Origin of the sequence: Lysinibacillus sp. NPDC097162 (assembly GCF_044762185.1) — a bacterium.
Taxonomy (GTDB): Bacteria; Bacillota; Bacilli; order Bacillales_A; family Planococcaceae; genus Lysinibacillus.
Genome location: NZ_JBIWDT010000003.1, coordinates 46,981 through 62,954 on the forward strand (window position 1 = coordinate 46,981; position 15,974 = coordinate 62,954).

General features: G+C 37.2%; 13 protein-coding genes. 4 read left to right on the forward strand and 9 right to left on the reverse strand.

Translation table 11 applies throughout. The annotated features are described in order from the left end of the window. Positions 1–11: 11 nt before the first annotated feature. Both nikB and nikC read right to left on the reverse strand, forming a co-directional pair. Entirely contained in the window at positions 12–932 is a 921-nt protein-coding gene (nikB, locus tag ACIQXW_RS14820) for a nickel ABC transporter permease (protein WP_340822945.1), read from the reverse strand. Between the two features lie 14 nt (positions 933–946). Further along, positions 947–1,849, reverse strand: a complete 903-nt coding sequence (nikC, locus tag ACIQXW_RS14825) for a nickel transporter permease (protein ID WP_340822946.1) — start codon at positions 1,847–1,849, stop codon at positions 947–949. Positions 1,850–2,029: 180 nt separating this feature from the next. Between nikC and ACIQXW_RS14830 the strand changes: the two genes are divergently transcribed. The 4 genes from ACIQXW_RS14830 (at position 2,030) to ACIQXW_RS14845 (ending at position 7,276) form a co-directional block, all read left to right on the forward strand. Continuing rightward, positions 2,030–3,589: a glutathione ABC transporter substrate-binding protein gene (locus ACIQXW_RS14830; protein ID WP_402763297.1), complete on the forward strand. Its 1,560-nt coding sequence runs from the start codon at positions 2,030–2,032 to the stop codon at positions 3,587–3,589. Between the two features lie 61 nt (positions 3,590–3,650). Continuing rightward, positions 3,651–4,901 carry an amidohydrolase family protein gene (locus ACIQXW_RS14835; protein WP_340822950.1) on the forward strand — a complete coding sequence of 417 codons (1,251 nt, stop codon included), beginning with the start codon at positions 3,651–3,653 and terminating at the stop codon, positions 4,899–4,901. Next, positions 4,898–6,109: an amidohydrolase gene (locus ACIQXW_RS14840; protein ID WP_402763300.1), complete on the forward strand. Its 1,212-nt coding sequence runs from the start codon at positions 4,898–4,900 to the stop codon at positions 6,107–6,109. The genes ACIQXW_RS14835 and ACIQXW_RS14840 overlap by 4 nt, the downstream gene beginning before the upstream one ends. 276 nt (positions 6,110–6,385) lie before the next feature. Then, positions 6,386–7,276, forward strand: coding sequence for a DMT family transporter (locus ACIQXW_RS14845; RefSeq protein ID WP_340822954.1), 891 nt, complete (start codon positions 6,386–6,388; stop codon positions 7,274–7,276). A 777-nt stretch (positions 7,277–8,053) separates the two neighbouring features. Here the strand turns inward: ACIQXW_RS14845 and ACIQXW_RS14850 are convergent. The 7 genes from ACIQXW_RS14850 to ACIQXW_RS14880 form a co-directional block, all read right to left on the reverse strand. Then, positions 8,054–9,253 (reverse strand): MFS transporter, encoded by a 1,200-nt coding sequence (locus ACIQXW_RS14850; RefSeq protein ID WP_340822955.1) that lies wholly within the window; start codon positions 9,251–9,253, stop codon positions 8,054–8,056. Between the two features lie 10 nt (positions 9,254–9,263). Beyond that, complete coding sequence (locus tag ACIQXW_RS14855; RefSeq protein WP_340822957.1) at positions 9,264–10,532, reverse strand: TRAP transporter large permease; 1,269 nt, start codon at positions 10,530–10,532, stop codon at positions 9,264–9,266. Then, complete coding sequence (locus ACIQXW_RS14860; RefSeq protein WP_402763305.1) at positions 10,513–11,010, reverse strand: TRAP transporter small permease; 498 nt, start codon at positions 11,008–11,010, stop codon at positions 10,513–10,515. Before ACIQXW_RS14860 ends, ACIQXW_RS14855 begins: the two co-directional genes overlap by 20 nt. Before the next feature lie 126 nt (positions 11,011–11,136). After that, on the reverse strand, positions 11,137–12,183 hold the full coding sequence (locus tag ACIQXW_RS14865) for a DctP family TRAP transporter solute-binding subunit (protein WP_401020795.1): 1,047 nt from the start codon (positions 12,181–12,183) through the stop codon (positions 11,137–11,139). A 56-nt stretch (positions 12,184–12,239) separates the two neighbouring features. Then, positions 12,240–13,283, reverse strand: a complete 1,044-nt coding sequence (locus ACIQXW_RS14870) for a DctP family TRAP transporter solute-binding subunit (protein ID WP_340822964.1) — start codon at positions 13,281–13,283, stop codon at positions 12,240–12,242. 356 nt (positions 13,284–13,639) lie between these two features. Continuing rightward, on the reverse strand, positions 13,640–14,308 hold the full coding sequence (locus ACIQXW_RS14875) for a response regulator (RefSeq protein WP_340822966.1): 669 nt from the start codon (positions 14,306–14,308) through the stop codon (positions 13,640–13,642). Next, complete coding sequence (locus ACIQXW_RS14880; protein ID WP_401020792.1) at positions 14,305–15,792, reverse strand: ATP-binding protein; 1,488 nt, start codon at positions 15,790–15,792, stop codon at positions 14,305–14,307. The genes ACIQXW_RS14875 and ACIQXW_RS14880 overlap by 4 nt, the downstream gene beginning before the upstream one ends. Positions 15,793–15,974: the final 182 nt, after the last annotated feature.

Genomic DNA, 15,974 nt, shown 5'->3' on the forward strand with positions numbered 1-15,974 from the left:
TCATGTCCCCCCTAATTTAAATCAATTCGTTTATTAAATATTCTGTATAAAATATCGACAAATAGATTGATAACAACAAATATTAATGAAGCTACTAGTACGCCACCTTGCACAATTGGTATATCTCGAGTACGAATAGCATCAACTATCATTCGGCCAAGGCCGTTCACAGCAAAAACAGATTCTACTAATACTGTTCCACCAAGTAAAGTACCAAACTGTAATCCTACTACTGTAATAACAGGTATTAATGCATTACGTAATGCGTGTTTTAGAATAATAACGTAGCCTTTTAAGCCTTTTGCTTTTGCTGTACGGATGTAATCTTGATTGACAACTTCAAGCATACTGGAGCGCGTCATACGGGCTACGATGGCAGCACCCCCAGCACCGAGTGTGATGGCTGGCAAAATGATATGTTTTGCACTTTCCCATCCCGCCACAGGCAGCCAATGTAGCTGTACTGAAAATACATACATTAATAAAATTCCAAGCCAAAAGCTTGGCAAAGAAATACCGAGTAGCGCAACAATCATTAATCCAACATCTAAAATAGAATAGGGACGTATTGCTGAAATAATGCCGGCAATAAGACCTAACACAATGGTGATTAAAATACTGTATATCGCAAGCTCAATTGTAATCGGTAAACGTGCCGTAATTTCCTCAAGAACGGGCTGCTTATTTTTTAAAGAATTCCCCATATCACCATGTAAAAGATTGTTTATATATTCACCGTATTGAACATATAAAGGCTTGTTCAACCCTAAATTCTCGCGTAACTCTTCAACCGTTTCATTGGAAGCACCTTCACCAGCTAATATTAATGCAGGATCACCTGGTATCATCTGCATAATTAAAAATACAACGAGGGTTACACCTAATGTCACAGGGACAATTTGCACAATTCGTTTTAAGATAAATAGTGTCATATCGCTACACTCCTTTAATTTTTCATTCTTGGATCAAGTGCATCGCGCAAACCATCTCCAAATAAGTTAAAGCCAAGTACAAGTATCGAAATCATCAGTCCAGGGAACATCGCCATATATGGAGCAGTAAAAATAAAGTCTCTACCGTTAGAGAGCATTGCTCCCCATTCTGGTGATGGAGGCTGAGCACCTAAACCTAAAAATGATAAGCCAGCTGCAGATAAAATGGCTGTAGCTAAGCGCATAGATGCTTGTACAATAATTGGTGATAAAATATTAGGGAAAACATGCTTCGCTAAAATCGTCACATCGTTCGCACCAAGTGTTCTAACAGCATCAATGTATTCCAATTTTTTAACTTCCATCGTAGAACCACGTACGATACGAGCGAACATAGGTATTGAGAAAAAGCCAACAGCAATTGTAACGTTAATTAGGCTTGGACCTAATGCACTGACAATCGCCAAAGCTAGTAAAATACCAGGGAAAGCTAGCATGATATCTAAAATACGACTAATAATGGAGTCAATCCATCTGCCGTAATAGCCAGCAACAAGCCCTAATAACGTGCCAATCGTTCCACCAAAAAGTACGGCTGAAAAACCAACACCAATTGATAGGCGTGAGCCATATAATATGCGACTAAAAATATCACGGCCTTTATCATCCGTACCCATGAGATGATCCAAACTAGGTGCTTGTAATTTCTGATCCAATTGCACATCGTATGGATCGTAAGGAGCAATGATAGGCCCGATAAGAAACATAATTAAATAAAGAACAATAATAATACCACCTGCAACAGCCGCTTTATTTTTTTTAATTTTGTTGAGAAAACTGATCATATTTTTTTTCCGAGATGCTTTGCGTGCATCCGATAAAATCGAATGATCTATCGTTGTAGTTACTTTCTCCATAATGATTTCTCCTTTTTTTTAGATGTGATATCAATTTATTGAAAAGAGCAAAGAAAGTAAATGTTTTAGAAGCTATTAGTCAGAAAATTTAAAAAACAAGTAAAGATTTTAAAAAACAAGTAAATTTTATTTCTTTATAATTCGAAATGTAAGCAACAATTTAACAAGGAGGAGTAATTTATGAAGAGAATGAAAGTGTTTTTATTTTTAGCGCTTATGACTGTCGTTATTTTGCAAGCTTGTTCGACTGCAAGTAATAATAGTACGGAGGGCTCCAAGGAAGGATCTAAAAGTGTTGGAGGGGAACTTATCGTATTAAGAGCTTCAGATGCTACTAGTCTTGACCCGCACTTTATAACAGATATTCCTTCAGCAAATATTATTCATGGTAAAGTCTATGAAACATTAGTAGCTTTTGATAGAGATCGAAAAATTGTTCCGTTACTAGCAAAATCATGGGAGCAAAAGGACGAGTTAACGTGGACATTTACTTTAAATGAAGGCATTAAGTTTCATGATGGTGAAGAGTTTAATGCAGAGGCTGTAAAAGCGACATTCAATCGAATTTTAGATCCAGCGACAGGTTCACCACAACGCGATAAGCTATCTATGATTAGCGAAGTTGTTGTTGATGATACGTATGTTGTGACATTAAAATTAAAAAATCCTTATGCACCGCTTCTTTCTATTTTAGCGAGCCAAGAAGGTAGCATTATTAGTCCGAAAGCAATTAGTGAATCAGCAGATCAGCTTGCGACAAATCCAGTGGGTACGGGTCCATTTATTTTTGAGTCGTGGAAATCTGGTCAAGCAATTACATTAAATACAAATAAGGATTATTGGGGTACTGTACCGAAGATTGATAAAGTGACATTTAAAATTGTACCTGAAGATTCAACACGTTTAGCTATGATTGAAAGCGGTGAAGCGCATATTGCCGACCAAGTACCTGTGACGGATATTGCCAGAATTGAAAATTCTTCAACGATGAATTTATTCCGCACAGAAGGACTTGCCGTTGAGTTTATCGGCTTTAATGTGAAAGATTCATTATTATCAAATGTCAAAGTACGTCAGGCTATTAGCTATGCAGTTGACCGCGAGGCAATTATTAGTGGAATTTATAATAATGTAGGTACACTTGCAAATTCAGCAATGAGTCCGAAGGTTATTGGTTATTCAAGTGAAACGAAGGCATATGATTATGATGTTGTAAAGGCGAAGCAACTGTTAAAAGAGGCAGGAATTAAAGAAGGCACTAAAATCAAATTACTGACAAGTGATCGCAAAGAACGCATTAATATGGCTGAGGTTGTGCAATCTCAATTAAAAGGGATTGGCTTAGATGTTGAAATTCAAGTAATGGAATACGGTGCATTTATTTCAGAAATTACGAAAGAACAGCATCAAATATTTATTAGTGGCTGGGGTAATGCTACCGGTGACGCTGATTATAACCAATACAATCTGTTCCATACAGCTTCAATGGGCGCACCAGGAAATCACTTCTATTATAGTAATCCAGAAATTGATAAGTTAATAGAAGAAGGACGTACTGAATCAGACCAAGCTACTCGTAATGAAATCTACAAAAAAGCGATGCAATTAGAGCTAGATGAAGCGGTATATATTCCTGTTCGAAATTACGAGCATTTAGCAGTTTATAGTAATGGAGTAAAGGGCTTTTGGTTAGATGCATCAAATTACACAATGGTTAGCGGAGTAGAAATTGTCCAGTAAGTACATTCGTTGTACCTGTTTAGTGAAACAAACATCAAAATACTAATTAGGAGAGTAAACTATGAGCACACTATTGCTAAAAAATGTGAGACTGGAAGAAGCTTTTGAACATGAAAAAGAGCACATTGTTGCAACTCGTACTGCAATTTATGATGTCCTAATTGAAGATGGACATGTAAAAAAGGTAGATAAAAATATAGTTGTGACCGAAGATATTGAGGTGTTGGATGCACAACATCAATTATTAGTACCTTCCTTCCGCGAAATGCATATTCATATCGATAAAACGTATTTTGGTGGTGAATGGCAAGCGCCTAGACCAATAACAAAAGGAATATTAACACGTATTGAGGAAGAGCAGACACTTTTACCGAAGCAATTGCCGACCGCAGCTTATCGTGCCGAGGAGATGGTGAAATGGCTTATTGCACAGGGACATACACATATTCGTTCCCATTGTAATGTTGATCCACAAATTGGCACAAAGCATATCGAAATTACAAAGCAAGTGTTAGAAAAATATAAGGAACAAATTACGTATGATATTGTTGCTTTTCCACAGCATGGTCTTCTTCGTTCAAATGTAGAAGGGTTAATCCGAGAGGCAATGACAATGGGGGCAACGTTAGTTGGAGGTGTTGATCCATCGATTGTTGATCGCAATATTGAAAAATCACTTCAAACAACAATGCAAATTGCACAAGATTATAACACTGGCATCGATATTCATATTCATACAGCCAATACATTGGGAGAATTTGAGTTTTATAAACTGATTGATTTGACAAAGCAGGCCAAAAAAGAGGGACAAGTGACAATTAGTCATGCGATGGCACTGGCTGATTTAGCGCAGCCACAACTAGAAAATCTTGTACAAGCAATGGCTTCTGTCCAAATGGATGTGACAACAACGGTACCAATTGCTATTAATCGTTCAACAATTCCGATTCCATATTTATATGAAAAAGGGGTTAAGGTTTCAGTAGGGCATGATAGTTTAACAGATCATTGGTCCCCATATGGCACAGGCAACACAATTACAAAATTAAATGTTATGGCTGAAAGATTCCGTTTCATGGATGAATATTCTTTAAGTCGTGCATGGAAATATGCTTCTGGCGGTATAACACCTTTGAACGATGAGGGTGAGCGTGTATGGCCAAAGGCTGGTGATGTTGCTAATATGCTGCTAGTAGATGGCGTTAGTACGGCACATGTTGTAGCTAGAAGATGTCCAATCTCTACAGTCATTTCACAAGGCAAAATTATTCACCAGCAGGAAGTAGGAGAGTTGAAAGGAGAATTCAGATGAAGCAGTGGCTTACAAACGTTCTACTTGAAACAGGCGAGTATATAAAAGATAATGATACAGTTGGTACAAAGGTTGAGCTTTTCAACATTGAAATTACGGAAGGTTTAATTTCACAAATTATTCCAGCAACACAAGCAATCGATGCGTCGCAAAACGTTACAGATATGAAGGGCAAGCTCCTTTTACCTGCTTTTAAGGAAATGCATAATCATTTAGATAAAACCTATTTATCATTACCTTGGAAGGCAGTAATACCATCAAAAAATTTAAAAGATCGATTGGAGCAAGAAGCAAGGGAGCTACCTATTTTAGCGCATACAGGAAAGCAGCGTGCTGTTGCAATGATTGAAAAAATTATTAACAACGGAACGAATCATATACGTACCCATGTAAATATTGATCCGTATATAGGGTTAAAAAATTTAGAGGGTGTATTAGCAGCGTTAGATGATTATAAAGATATTGTGACAGCCGAGGTAATCGCTTTTCCGCAGCATGGCTTACTAAGAGATAATGTGCCACAGTTACTACGTGAAGCATTACGCAACGGTGCTACAATGATTGGTGGACTTGATCCGGCTGGAATCGATAATACTATTGAGCGTTCTCTATACGAAACAATGGATATTGCCCATGAATTTAATGTCGATGTTGATATTCATTTACATGATGGCGGTCACGTTGGCTACTATACAATAGATAAGTGGCTTGATATAGTCGAAGAGACAAATTACCAAGGCAGAACAGCTATAAGTCATGCCTTTGCATTAGGTGATGTTTCTATAATGGAGCAACATAATATTGCAAATCGTCTTGCACAGCAACAGGTGAAAATCATGTCTACAGTGCCATATAATATCAACCGTGTGATGCCACCAATCGATTTACTGTCAGAGCATGGAGTCGATGTGCATTTTGGTTGTGATGGATTTTTTGATTCATGGAGCCCATATGGTTCTGGAGATATTTTAGAAAAAGTAACTACTTTTGCAGACATTTCTAGAAAACTAGATGAACGTTCCATACGTCAAACATTGAAATACATTACAAATGGTATTACGCCATTAGATACAAATGGCCAGAAAGTTTGGCCAAATATTAACGATGAAGCAAGTTTCGTATTTTTTGACGCAGTATCAAGCGCCGAAGTCATTGCAAGAAGACCTTTAGATCGTACTGTCATGTCTAAAGGAAAATTTATTCGTTAAACATAATTGGAGAGGCATACTGAAATTGTGCCGTGCTAATAATAAAATTATCCCCCTTAAATAATTTTATATAGACGAAAATCCACTTACATTCCTATGCTGAAGTATCGCTTTCATGGTGAAAGCGATACTGGCAAAGGAAGGCGAAGCGGTTTTTTTAATTTGTAGCAAATGTTTTATCAGTGGGGTTCAAACTCCGGCTGAATCAAGAAAAAAATCTCGCCGTAATTGCGCAGAGATGTAAATGATTATTTTTCATGTGAGAAGGAGCAATAAATGAAACAACTAACAACATACATGATTTTATTTAGCTGTGTATTTTTTTGGGCTAGTAACTTTATTATTGGCGCTATTTTAATTCATCATTGGGATCCTATAGTGATTTCCATTTACAGACTGATTGTAATTGTTCTATTTTTAGGGTGTATAAGTTGGCGATTTATCATCCATTTATCCGTTACGCGCCGCGATATTTTATTATTAATTGTAGCTGGCATTTTAGGTGTTGCGATTAATCACTATAGTTTTTATGCAAGTCTTCAGCATACTACTCCAATAACAGCAGCTCTCATTTTAGCTTGTGCACCGATTGTGACGTCGTTACTTAATAAAATAATCTATAAAGAATATCGAAATAGTATTTTTTGGATTGGTGCTATTATTTCAATAGTTGGCGTTTCAATGATTATTACAAAAGGAGCATTTATCGGCATTTCAATCGGTAAAGGTGAAATTTTAAGCTTGATTACGATGTTAAGTTTTGCACTGTTCCTAATTATTGTAAATGACCTTAGTGCCAGAATTTCAGCGGCGGCTATTACTTTTTATACAAACTTGATTGGTCTAATTGTTCTCATGCCATTCGGAGCATCTATAGTAGCCCAAAAGAATATGCAAGTTGCATTTCCATATTGGTTACTGCTAATTATTTCAGCTATCGTTATTCATGGAATTAGTAATTTAATGTGGAATAGAAAAATGAAAGAAATAGGGTCGACAAATGCATCGCTTTTGTTAAATTTTGAACCAGCTATCGCGATGATTCTAAGTGCTATTATTTTAAATCAGCTGCCAACTAGCATCCAAATTTACGGTTCTTTGTTGATTCTATTAGGAATAATCCTTTGTATTTACTATAAAGAAATAAAGGGGTTAGTTTATAAATAAGAGGGCTATTGCTATCGTTGATTTCCGCTACGGGCGGGCGCTTTCCGCGGGCACAACGTAAGCCACAACCGTCGCTGTCGCGCCGTCTGTTGTGTCTTGCGTTTGTGCTGTTCCCGCAGGAGTCGCCCGTCCTTCGCTCCAATCAACAGAAAATTGTTTGAGTGCCTGGCACCTCTCTTAGATTCCTAGCATAATACCGGCTCCTAAAGCGTAAAAATTCACTGCGCTTTCCGCGGGCACACACGTAAGCCGCAACCCTCGCTAACGCGCGGTTTGTTGCGTCTTACGTTCTGTGCGTTCCCGCAGGAGTCTACGTGGATTTTTACTCGGAAATTAATAAAATACCCTACTAGCAGTGCTAGAGTTAAAAATTGTTTGAGTGCCTGGCACTAAGCGTATTCTAAATAAGAACTATTGCCACCGTTGATTTCCGCTACGGGCGAGCGCTTTCCGCGGGCACAACGTAAGCCACAACCGTCGCTGTCGCGCCGTCTGTTGTGTCTTGCGTTTGTGCTGTTCCCGCAGGAGTCGCCCGTCCTTCACTCCAATCAACAGAAAATTGTTTGAGTGCCTGGCACCTCTCTTAGATTCCTAGCATAATACCGGCTCCTAAAGCGTAAAAATTCACTGCGCTTTCCGCGGGCACACACGTAAGCCGCAACCCTCGCTAACGCGTGGTTTGTTGCGTCTTACGTTCTGTGCGTTCCTGCAGGTGTCTACGTGGATTTTTTCTTGGAATTTGAGTGTCTGCACTTTTGTAGGTACATGGCACTGAAATTACTGTGTATCTTTTTTATGCAATGTGTAATTTAGAAACAGTATATATATTATAGGAAGGAAAACGGTTGTGATGGCGATACCCAACCAATTAAAATGTAGCCATATCGGACTGAGTAACGTACTTCCACAAGCAACACCAATATAATAAGAAACGAGATACAGGCTTGCCGCACTGCCTTTTTGGTGGATAGCTGTACGACTAACGGTTGCTGATGTTAAGGCATGGGCGGTGAAAAAGCCTAAACATGCAATGCAAAGTCCCACAATTACGATAATGAGTGAATCGTTTAATGTTAGGATTATTCCACTAACTAATAAAAACACCCCATATGTTCGAACGCGATTAATGCCTTTTTTTTCTGCAAGTGAGCTGGCAATAGGTGATCCGACGATACCTAAGCTATACGCTAAAAAAATAAATGAAATCATTTTTAATGAAAGCGAAAAGGGCGGCTCTATTAAGTAATACGGAATGAAGGACCACATACCACTAAATGATGTTTGGAGTACAATGCCTAGTCCGAACAAGATAAGCAGTTTTGGATTTTTTAGATGGAGCCAAAAGCCTTGTAAATCTTTTGAAATCGTACGATTGTTGACAGTAAAATTTCTTGATTTCGGAAGTGTAAGCAACACCATTATAAAAATTGCTATACCTAACAAAGCTAGTGAACTAAACGCTGTCTCCCAAGAATAGTGTTCAGTTACATAGCCCATTAACAAACGGCCAATCGTTCCTCCTAGCGCATTACATGAAATATAGAGAGAGGTAGCAAATCCCATTGACTGGCTATCAATCTCTTCGCTAATATAGGCGAGTGCCGCAGCAGGAACACCAGCAATAGCAAAGCCTTGAATAAAGCGTAATAGTATAATGGTTACAAAAGAATCAGTTAATGGCATAAATAGAAAAGGAATGACAGTCAGAATGATTGATAGTCTTATAAAAAGAATTCTTCCATGTCGATCCGATAAAAACCCTAAAACAATTAATCCGATAATAACCGATATCGTCGTAATCGAAACTGCAAGGCTAGCAAATGAAACTGAGACATGAAACTGTTCTGTAAAAAAGGGGAGCAATGGTTGAACTGAATACATCGCGGCAAAAACAAAAACCGATGCTCCTCCTAAACTAATAATAATCTGCCAAAATTGACGATCTTGAATGGAATACCCCTTTGTGCCACTGTCCATAAGGAAGCCCTTACTTCATTTGCTCTGGTAACCAAAGCGACAATTGTGGAAGTACAACTACGATAGCTAAGAACACAATCATTAAAATAATAAATGGAATAACCCCTTTGACAACTTCTCCGAGTTTTTCCTTCGCAATACCACTTACCACGAAAAGATTCAGACCTACTGGAGGTGTAATCATACCTAGTTCCATATTGATTGTCATAATAATTGCAAAGTGAATAAGGTTGATATCGAAGTGGACAAGAATTGGTAGCAATATTGGTAATGTAATTAAAATAATTGAAACGGCTTCTAAGAACATACCCATAATAAAGAATAAAACATTCACGACAATCATGAAAATCCATTTATTTAAATCACTCTCTGCAATCCAAGCACCAACTTGCTGAGGAACTTGTGCGTTCGTTAAATATAAACCGAATAGTGAAGCTGCACCGATAATTAAGAAAATCATCGCTGTAATATTAATGGACTCTACTAATACTTCACGAAAGTCTTTTAACTTCATTTCACGATAAATGAATAGTGATACTAATAAACCATAAAATACGGCAATAACTGCTGACTCAGTAGGTGTTACAACACCAGAATAGATAGTTCCTAAAATTAAGAACGGTAAGAAACCACCCCAAATGGCTTTTAATGATTTACGGCCACGTTCTTCCCAAGAGGCAGGCTCATCTCCTTTGAAACCATTGCGCTTTGCATAGAAGATAGCAGCAACAATCAAAATGCCTGTTAACGCAAGACCAGGAATAACACCAGCCATGAACAATTCACCAATGGATTGTTCGGATGTAATACCATAAATGATTAACGGAACACTTGGAGGTATTAAAATTCCTAGCGTACCACCAGCTGCAACAAGCCCCATTGAGTATCGCTTTTTATAGCCTGCAGAAATCATCGCAGGAACCATAATTGAACCGATTGCAGCGGCTGTTGCAGGTGAAGAACCTGAAATCGCTGCGAAAATAGCACAGGCAACGATTGTTACGACTGCAAGTCCTCCAGGCAGGTGACCAATCCAAGCACGTAATGCCTCTATTAAATATTTAGAAATTCCACCACGTGCCATGAGCACACCAGCAAGAACGAATCCTGGAATGGCCATCATCGGGAATGAATCTAGCGCTGTAAAAATTCGCTGTGGAATCATATTCATATTAAAGTCGATTTGGAAGAATACTAAAATCGTTGAAAGTGCTAAGCTAACTGCGACAGGTACACGTAAAAATAATAAAACAAAGAAACTAAGTAAGAGGATTAGCATATTCTTCGTCCTTTCCTCGTATAATATTGACTAATCTTTCTCCGAATCTTAGTAAAAATAAAACGCCTGAAATCGGTAGTACTAAGTAGACAACCCACATTGGAATGCCGATATCAAGTGATACCATACCTGATGTATAGCGATTCTCAACTAATACAAATCCAAAGTACGTATAAATTAAACAAAATACGATACTTAAACTTGTTGCGACTAAATCTAAAATGCGTTTATTTGATGGTTTTAATTTATCGTATAAAATATCTACTTGGATGTGCTGATTGTGACGAAGTGCTAAACCGAAGCCAAGAAACGTTCCCCAAATAATTGCGTAACGTGCTAATTCTTCTACCCACGCTTGAGGTTCGTTAAAAATATAACGCATCATTACACCGTAGAAGATTAGTGCAATACCAGCTACGAAAAAGAATCCAGCAAGAATTTCCTCTAAATAGCCCCATACTTTATGTAAAACATTCATCCTGATGCCTCCTTAAAATATAAGATGATAAGATTTTTCTCCTATAAAGTAAAACGGGATTGTAAGCGATTTACTTTAAGAAAAAGAGTGAGTGTCGATTACTTATCGACACTCAGTCTAAAGAACTTATTTCAAATCACGAATACCATTAATTAATTCTTCCGTAATAGCTTTACCGAACTCTTCGTAAACTGGCTCAAGCTCAGCTTTAATAGCGTCTTTTTGAGCAGATGTTAATTCAATCACTTCAATACCAGAGTTCTTAATGTTTTCAAACGATTTTGCGTTTTCTTCAGCAGCTAATTCCCATGCTAAAGTTGTAGCTTCAGCTAAAGAATCCTCAACTGCTTTCAATAAATCAGCAGGGATCTTTTCCCAGAATGGTTTGTTAACAAAGATTGCATAGTCAAGACGACCGTGTTCAGATACTGAGAAGTACTTTTGAACTTCTTGGTATTTTTGTGTATCGAAGTTGTTGAATGTGTTTTCTTGTCCATCAACTGTTCCTTGTTGAAGAGCGGCATATGTCTCACCGAATGAAATCGTAGCTGAGCCAGCATGTAAAGCTTTAAATTGTGCTTCAAGTACTTTACCTGCCTGTGCACGGAATTTTAAACCTTTAAAATCTTCAACATTGACAAGCGGATGTTTGTTATTTGAAAAATGTTTAAAGCCATTTTCCCAGAATACTAAACCTTTAATATCATTTGCTGCTAATTGATCTGATTCAAGAATTGTTTTTGCTACATCTGATTCAAAGAACTTGCGAGCATGCTCTTCATCTTCAAAAAGGTAAGGCATGTCCACGTACTGCCAACGAGGGTCAATTTTCACCATTTTTGTAACAGATGGTGCAATCATATGTACGTTTCCAGATACTAAAGCATCAAGCTCGTCATTATCACCATATAATTGAGATGATGGATAAACTTCAACTTTTACTTTACCTTCTGTTTTCTCATCCACTAATTTTGCAAAAGCTTCAGAAGCTTTCCCTTTAACACTATCGATTGATGTTACGTGAGAAAATTTAATAACAAGTGGTTTTTCTTTTGTATAGCCACCATCTCCATCAGCTGCTGGAGCAGAAGCTGCTTCTTTTTTATCGCCACTACATGCAGCTAATGCAAGCATAAGCACAGTTATAAGTGACATTAAAAGCCATTTTTTCAATTCAAATCCCCCTTAAAGTTTTGATTATAGTTAAAAGGATCCCCTTTAAACCCAAGTTAGTGACGTGATTGGTTTTTTGGCAGCGCAAGTATGTATTTCTTGCTATAACTTTTGGCGTAATAATCATAGACTGGTTCAAATGCTGACTCCCATTTCTTAACATCCTCATCCGTGAAATAATGAATATTGATGCAATTACAAGCTTCCATTTCTTGCAAACGTTCTGCTGTAAGATTTTCTGCAAGTTGCCATTCCCATTCCTGTACCTCTGCAAGTGTATCGATAAGCAATGTTTGAACATCCTTCGGTAAGGACTGCCAAAATTCATTGTTCATGAGTAGTAAATAACCTAAATAACCATGATTACTAATTGTTAAGTAGTCTTGTAGGGAATGTAGATTTTTACTAGTAATATTCGTGAGTGTATTTTCTTGTCCATCTACATTTCCTTTTTGTAATTGATGGAAAACGGTATTGAAATCTATTCTCTTTGGGTAGGCGCCAACACTAGAAAACTGCTCAGCTAAAATATCACTTGGCATAATACGCATGCGTAAGTTTTTCAAGTCAGTGATATCATGAATAGGGCGGATACTATTACTAAACTGTTTAAACCCGCTATCCCAAACTCCGATTGAAAACAGATTATGGTCATTTAATTTCTTCATTAAAGATTGACCAACATCACTATCAACGTATGTATGCACTTCTTCTGCATTTTTAAATGCATAGGGTAAGTCCATAACTGACCACTCAGGTACGAGCGTTGTAATTTTTGAAATAGCTGGTGCGATCATTTGAATATCTCCACGTAAAAGTGCATTCATTTCTTCACCGTCTTTATAAAGAACCCCATTTGGGAAGACCTGAATTTCTACATGACCGTTACTGCGCTGCTTAATAAGTTCGGCAAATTTGATTGCCGCCATTCCTTTTGGTGTGTTTTCACCAACTACATGTGAAAATCGAATGACAATTTGTTCTTCATGACTTAACTGCTCATTATCAGTAGGAAAATCTTGTTGCTGACAGGAAACTAACAGAACTGTCAGTAAAATGAGAACGCTAACAAATTGCTTGTTAATATGATTGCGCCACATACAAATTCACCTCTAATCTATTTAAGATGTGAACGCTTCTTATTCTATTGTAAATATTAAAATACACAATATTATGGTATTAATGAACATTTTGGTATTTATGGTATATAACAATTTATTATTTTGAAAAACTGTTACAAAACAGCTACATTGCTATTTTTGTAAATTCTAGTAGGGTTGCTTCTATATAAAAAAAGAATCTGCTAATCTTCTATGGGAAATGAAAGCAAGCAAGGTGTGATAGGCAAAGTGTATACAGATGCCTGTTGCTTTCCCGTGAAAAGTGAACAGATTCTTGGTATTTAGCTATTATTGGAATGGTCAACAAAATAGAGCGATAATATACCAATTCATTATTATTTAATAGAATAGTATTTAGTTGGCCGTCCTACAGTTCCGTATTTTAATTCAATATGCACAGTACCTTTTGTAGCTAAAAAGTCTAAATACTTTCGTACAGTTACTCTTGCCATACCAACATTTTGTGCAAGCTGTTCAGAAGTAATCGGTGCTTGATGTGTCGTTAAATAACCTAAAATTTGCTCCATTGTAATGTTATTTAAGCCTTTTGGAAGTTCTAATATTTCATGTTGAATACCTAACCATTGATCGATATCCTCTTGATTAATAGTAGCTGTACTTAATAAATTTTTTGTAGAGTTTTTATATTGTAGCAAAGCCCTCTCAAAGCGATCAAAACGAAATGGCTTTATAAGGTAATCGATTGCACCTAGTCGAAGGGATTCTTGTACAGTGGGTGCATCTCGAGCAGCTGTAATCATAATAATATCTGATGGAATACGTTGTGCTCGAATTTTTAAAAACAATTCCATTCCTGTCATATCTGGCAAGAACATATCAAGTAAAATAAGGTTTGGTTTTTGAATAATGATTTTTTCATATGCATCACGTCCATTGACCGACTCCCCTATGAGTTGAAAGCCGCTCATTTTATTCAAAAACCCTTTGTTTACCTCAAGCACCATTGGATCATCTTCTACGATAAAAACTGTGATTTTGCTCATTGTTCTTCTATCACCCCTATATTAATTGTAATTGTTGTACCCATATGAACAGTGGATTCTACTTGAATCGTGCCGTTGTTGGATTCGACAATTTGTTTGACAAGTGCAAGTCCAATGCCATGTCCTTCTTTTTGTTTCGTACTAAATCCGTAATCAAAAATTCGTTGGGGTATGCCTTCAATACCTTTACCACTGTCCTGTACTTCTATAATTAAATAATGCTTATCACCAATGATTGTTAAGTGAACATCTTTGTGTTCACATTCAAAGCAAGCTTCCATTGCATTGTCCAATAAGTTGCCAATGATTGTAATAATATCGCCACTCGATAAGCCACTCATAAAATCAACAAGATTAGATTCTTCATCAATTGTGAGTTCAACCCCTAGTTCCTTAGCACGTGAGTATTTGCCGAGTAATAAACCTTGAATTGAATAATCCTGAAATTTATCATGCAAGCTTTGAATTAGTTCTTCTTCATCCGTAATTTCATCGATAATGAGGCTTAAAGCATCATCATTGCGCTCCAATTGAATAAGCCCAGCAATACTATGGAGACGGTTCATGTATTCGTGTTGCTGTGCTCGCAAGGAATCGACGAGCATTTTAATACCTGTTAATTCTTCAGCAAGCATATTTGCCTCTTTTCTGTCAGTTAACATGATAAGATAGCCAGCATTTTGTTCCATAATACGAATGGGGAATGTCCGAACTAAATACATTTGCTCGTACATTAAAAGTGGTCGATAAATCTCATGCTGTTGAATGGTGTCTTCAGCAAGCCATGTGTCTTTAAACAAAGTTTTTCTAGAAACTTTATGTCCAAAGTAATGCGTATACTGACGGGCCAAACGGTTAATAAATGTTACGTTTCCACTTTCGTCTGTAGCTAAAATGCCTATATCCATCGCTTGAATAATACCTGAACGTTCTTCCACTAAACGAGCGATTTCGTAAGGTTCTAAGTTAAAGGTTTGACGCTTTAAATGGTTAGCAACCCAAACAGATCCACCTAACCCTATTACTAGACCCCCAAAAAGGGAGACTAATATATCAAATTGATATTCGTCTAGAAGGTCATACCATTTTGGTGCTAGTAGCCCAACGGTAATAACACCGACTTGCTTCGTGCCTTCCTCGTTCATAATTGGTACGAATGCTCGTATGGAATAACCAAGTACACCACGTGCCTTAGATATGTATTCGTGCTGTGAAAAAGCTTCTATTTCGTCGCCCCCTTCAAAAACGGTACCAAGCTTACTTTCAGAAGGATGCGAATAACGAATGCGTTTCATATCGATGATGACAATATAATCAACATCTGTTGTTAATCGAATGCGTTCAGCAATCGGCTGAATAATTTCAAATCCCTCTTTAGTACCTACGTTTTTTTGTACTTCTGTAAGCTGAGAAACAGTTCTTGCTATAGCTATTGCACGGGCTCCAAATTCCTTCTCTAAAGCACCAGCTAAATTATGAATCATAATTGCCCCACTCGTAGTGATAGAAAAAATAACGATAATGAACGAAAATATAAACATTTTGAGTCGTAATGATATGTTTTTCATAACAATGAAAAGGAATGCCAGATTAGCAGCCTTTTTTTAATTCATCACCTCTATCTTGTAATATTTCAATATGTAGGAAAATCCTATTTTAATGGAGA